Source organism: Candidatus Thermoplasmatota archaeon (assembly GCA_034660695.1).
Lineage (GTDB): Archaea > Thermoplasmatota > E2 > UBA202 > DSCA01 > JAYEJS01.
Genome location: JAYEJS010000150.1, coordinates 1 through 3959, shown reverse-complemented (window position 1 = coordinate 3959; position 3959 = coordinate 1). Strand labels below are relative to the sequence as shown.

The window sequence follows — 3959 nt, the reverse complement described above, 5'->3', positions numbered from 1 at the left end:
TATGGCTTTGCGAATTTTTTGTCCAAATTCATAGAGTGTCATCTCATCCCACTCCAAGAGATAAGACATTGCTCTTTATAAAAAATGTCGAAATTTTTCAGGAAAAATTCCTATTCGTAGAGACTAATGTTGATACAGTTTATTGAATGCCAGCTTCCTTCCTCAAAGTTTCCGTCAGGTCTGTCTTTTCCCAGGTGAAATCAGGGTCATCCCTCCCAAAATGCCCGTAGCATGATGTTTTGCTGTAAATGGGCCTCAATAAATCAAGCTGTTCTATTATGCCCTTGGGGGAGGTTTTGAAATGTTTTTTAGTCAGTTCCACTATTTTTTCATCTGGCACCTTTCCTGTTCCGAATGTATCAATCATTAAGGAAAGCGGTTCCGTAAGTCCTATAACATAGGACAACTGGACTTCACATTTTTCACATATGCCGGCAGCAGCGAAATTCTTGGCGATGTAACGGGCCATATAGGCAGCAGACTTGTCGACTTTTGTGGGGTCCTTACCAGAGAACGCTCCGCCTCCGTGACCTACTGCACCCCCATAAGTATCTGCTATTATCTTTCTTCCAGTCATACCGCAATCCGCCACCGGTCCGCCGCGGACAAATCTTCCAGTATTATTTATGTAATATTCCGTGTTGTCCCTGAGCCATTTACCGCATACGGGTTTTATTACTTCTTCCTTGATGTCTTCCCTCAATTTTTTAATGTCGACATCTGGGTCATGTTGGGCGGCAACAACAACTGACGTTAGATATTTTGGTTTTCCATTTTCATATTGTACGGTTACTTGCGTTTTACCGTCAGGCCTTAGATACGGCAGTACTTTATTTTTTCTGACTTCTGCCAATTTCCTTGCAAGTTTATGTGCAAGAACTATTGTCAGGGGCATAAACTCTCCTGTTTCATTGGTTGCATAGCCGGACATCATGCCCTGATCTCCAGCGCCTATATCATCATCTTTGTTTACTCCCAGTGCAATGTCGGGCGATTGGCTGTGGATGCTTGTTAGAATGCCGACGGTTTTATAATCAAAGCCGTATTCTGGCTTATCGTAGCCGACATCTCTGATGACCGAGCGAACAATTGCGGGTATTTCGATATAGGCAGATGTTGTTATTTCTCCGCTCACAATAACAAATCCCATTCCTGACATTGTTTCGCACGCTACCCTGGCATTTTTATCCTGTCTGAGAATTTCATCGAGAACGGTATCTGATATCTTGTCACACACTTTGTCCGGGTGTCCTTCCGTCATTGCTTCAGAAGTGAAGACGAAATTTCCTTTTTTCATGACCAGGAAATGCGCTCGATAAATATTAATCTAATGGTGGGAGAGGATGTCATCCTGCTTGTTAATAAATTTATGCAGGGGACGAGATTCGAACTCGCGGACCTCTACAGGACAAGGCCCTCAACCTTGCGCCGTTGACCAGACTTGGCTACCCCTGCATGATGAGTTAAAGCAATATCATTTAAAAATTTAATCTAATTTTCTTTTTATAAGGAGTATGGAAACGGCTGCCAGTAAAATGGCAAATTCAAATCCTGGTATGCCCTCTTCTTCCTTTACCTCTAATGTCTTTTCTATGGAATGGTGTGCCCCTCCGTCATCAAAAACGGTGAGGTTTATACTATAAAAGCCATCCTTTTTATAAGTGTGTGTCGGCTCTCTCACATCTGAAACGGTGTTATCGCCAAAATCCCAGTGCCATGAGATAATGCTTCCATCCACATCATATGACATGTCCGTGAACTTTACCTCCTTTTTGGCTACAGGTTTTTTGGGATTCCAGGAAAAGTTTGCTACAGGGGGCACATTTTCCATCTCATATGCGATGGTATAACAGTCCCTGTCTCGTATGACAGATCTTATGCCAATTATCTTTGTAATTACTGAATAGCCCGTTACAACAATACTTTTGTTTACGGCCAAATCCCAGCCTCCCTCCTCCAATCCCCCGTTATAACCTCTTTCTTCAATCAGTTGTCCCTCTTTATTGTACTTCAATATCAAATAATCATAATCTTTACTGCTCAAATTGTATGCAGCCCCGGCAATAAACGCGTTTTCGTTTCTATCCATAATAATGGAATGTGCCACGCTCTTTTTCTCATAGCACTCGCTCCATATGGCGTTACCTTCCTTATCGCATTTAATCAGGGATATGCTCTCATTCAATGAGTACAACAGGTAGATGACATCACCCACTGCAACATCCTTGATCGTTCCCGTTCCGTAGCTCCTCTCCCATACAACATTGCCGTTGCTGTCAATCTTAAAGAGTCTGCTTTCATTTCCTTCGCATCCAGCGACAAAAATGGACTGATTGTAAGTATCTATTCCCTTTCCTTTACCGTTAAGAGTGGTGTTCCACTCTGTCTTCCCGTTTATGCCGTATTTCAAAACATGGAATTTTTCTGTATCCTTTTCGTGCGAAAAACCAATAACAAATATATTTCCCTGGCCGTCAACGGCAATATCTGTTACACTGTTTTCCTTTCCCCATTTTTTGTTCCATAGGACATTGCCATCAAGGTCATACCTGGCGATATAAAAAGTTCTGTCTGTATATGACAAAATTATGGAGTTATTGTATGAAGAGATGGCAATATTTCTGTAACTCCTGTCCCAGATTTTTACAGGCATTTTTTTATCCCAGAGCAGGGTGCCATCCTTATCATATTTCAATAAGTGGTACGTACATGCATTGTAAGTATCGAGGGACATGCCCACAACAAAAATTGAATTGTTGGCATGGGTTACACTCCTTCCTTCATCAAATCCCGATAAATCGTATGCAGACTCCCATCCTCCAGTGAAATGTTCTGATGATGCTGGAACAGCACACATAATAACAAAAAGTGTTAGAGAGACCAAAATTAATTTATAGTTCATGGAATAACATTGGCATTTCCTATTTCAAACTTTTGATTGCCCCAACATAATCGTCGCTGCCGAACACCGCTGAGCCTGCGACAAGTACATCCGCCCCAGCTTTTATCACCGAGGAAACATTTTCCGAATTGATGCCGCCGTCCACTTGCAGATAAATGTCCCTGTCGCCGATGAGTTCCCTGGCATGTTTTATTTTCGGCAGCATGGATGAAATAAATTTTTGCCCGCTGAATCCTGGATTGACAGTCATTATTAAAAGCAGGTCTATATCGTCGATGATGTTTTCGACAGAAGTGAGTGGAGTTGAAGGATTGAGAGCAACTCCTGCTTTGCATTTTTTCCTTATTTCTGAAGCAAGTTTGTTAAGGTGGTTGCTGCATTCGGCATGGACAGTAATAAAATCTGCTCCTGCATCCGCAAATGCATCAATATATTTTTTTGGCTCCACTATCATCAGATGGACATCAAGGGGCATGCTGGTAGAAGGGCGTATGTGCTTCACAACCATAGGGCCGATTGTTATATTTGGGACAAAATGACCGTCCATCACATCGATGTGAATCCAGTCGGCGCCGGCCCTTTCCACCGCTTTTATTTCTTCGCCAAGTCTTGAAAAGTCGGCTGAAAGAATTGATGGGGCTATAAGTACCATGGGGATAAAAGCTGCAGGAATTTTAATATTTTGTGTAAAGTTAGGTAAATTTTACTATGTTATCATACCTTTTAACTCTTTTATAAAATCTTCATTTAGAACTCTTACTTTAGTTTTAAATTCATTTTCAAATCTATCTTTTTTTCCGTGTTTAATAAAATCACGAGTATTCAATGTTACAAAAATATCGTTTTTCATGAGGACATGTTTCGCGAATATTTTCCAATCGTTATGTTTACTAAAAACTGTTTTCAATTTATATCTTGTCCTATCATTTAGGTGGTTACAGATTTTCCGATTTTTAATCTGTATTTTTCATTTTGAAATGAATTGATTTTGCAAAATGAATGCAGTTCAGTCACAAATTTTGGCTTCCCACAGCCAAAATTGGCTAAAAAATTTTCA

The 3959-nt window shown here is 40.7% G+C and carries 4 protein-coding genes and 1 tRNA gene; all 5 read right to left on the bottom strand.

The annotated features are described in order from the left end of the window. Positions 1 to 139 precede the first annotated feature (139 nt). Positions 140 to 1297 carry a methionine adenosyltransferase gene (gene metK, locus U9O96_08090; GenBank protein MEA2055044.1) on the bottom strand — a complete coding sequence of 386 codons (1158 nt, stop codon included), beginning with the start codon at positions 1295 to 1297 and terminating at the stop codon, positions 140 to 142. Between the two features lie 73 nt (positions 1298 to 1370). Next, a tRNA-Leu gene (locus tag U9O96_08085) sits at positions 1371 to 1455 on the bottom strand. A 31-nt stretch (positions 1456 to 1486) separates the two neighbouring features. Further along, the gene (locus tag U9O96_08080) at positions 1487 to 2902 is read right to left on the bottom strand and encodes a PKD domain-containing protein (protein ID MEA2055043.1); all 1416 of its coding nucleotides are present in this window, start codon (positions 2900 to 2902) and stop codon (positions 1487 to 1489) included. A 19-nt stretch (positions 2903 to 2921) separates the two neighbouring features. Then, positions 2922 to 3554, bottom strand: a complete 633-nt coding sequence (gene rpe, locus U9O96_08075) for a ribulose-phosphate 3-epimerase (GenBank protein ID MEA2055042.1) — start codon at positions 3552 to 3554, stop codon at positions 2922 to 2924. 54 nt (positions 3555 to 3608) lie between these two features. Beyond that, entirely contained in the window at positions 3609 to 3752 is a 144-nt protein-coding gene (locus U9O96_08070) for a hypothetical protein (protein ID MEA2055041.1), read from the bottom strand. Positions 3753 to 3959 lie beyond the last annotated feature (207 nt).

What these genes read in the sequence shown, in the direction of transcription:
- metK (MEA2055044.1), bottom strand. Translation starts at nt 1,297, where the DNA reads ATGAAAAAAGGAAATTTCGTCTTCACTTCTGAAGCAATGACGGAAGGA.
- rpe (MEA2055042.1), bottom strand. Translation starts at nt 3,554, where the DNA reads ATGGTACTTATAGCCCCATCAATTCTTTCAGCCGACTTTTCAAGACTT.
- U9O96_08070 (MEA2055041.1), bottom strand. Translation starts at nt 3,752, where the DNA reads ATGAAAAACGATATTTTTGTAACATTGAATACTCGTGATTTTATTAAA.
- U9O96_08080 (MEA2055043.1), bottom strand. Translation starts at nt 2,902, where the DNA reads ATGAACTATAAATTAATTTTGGTCTCTCTAACACTTTTTGTTATTATG.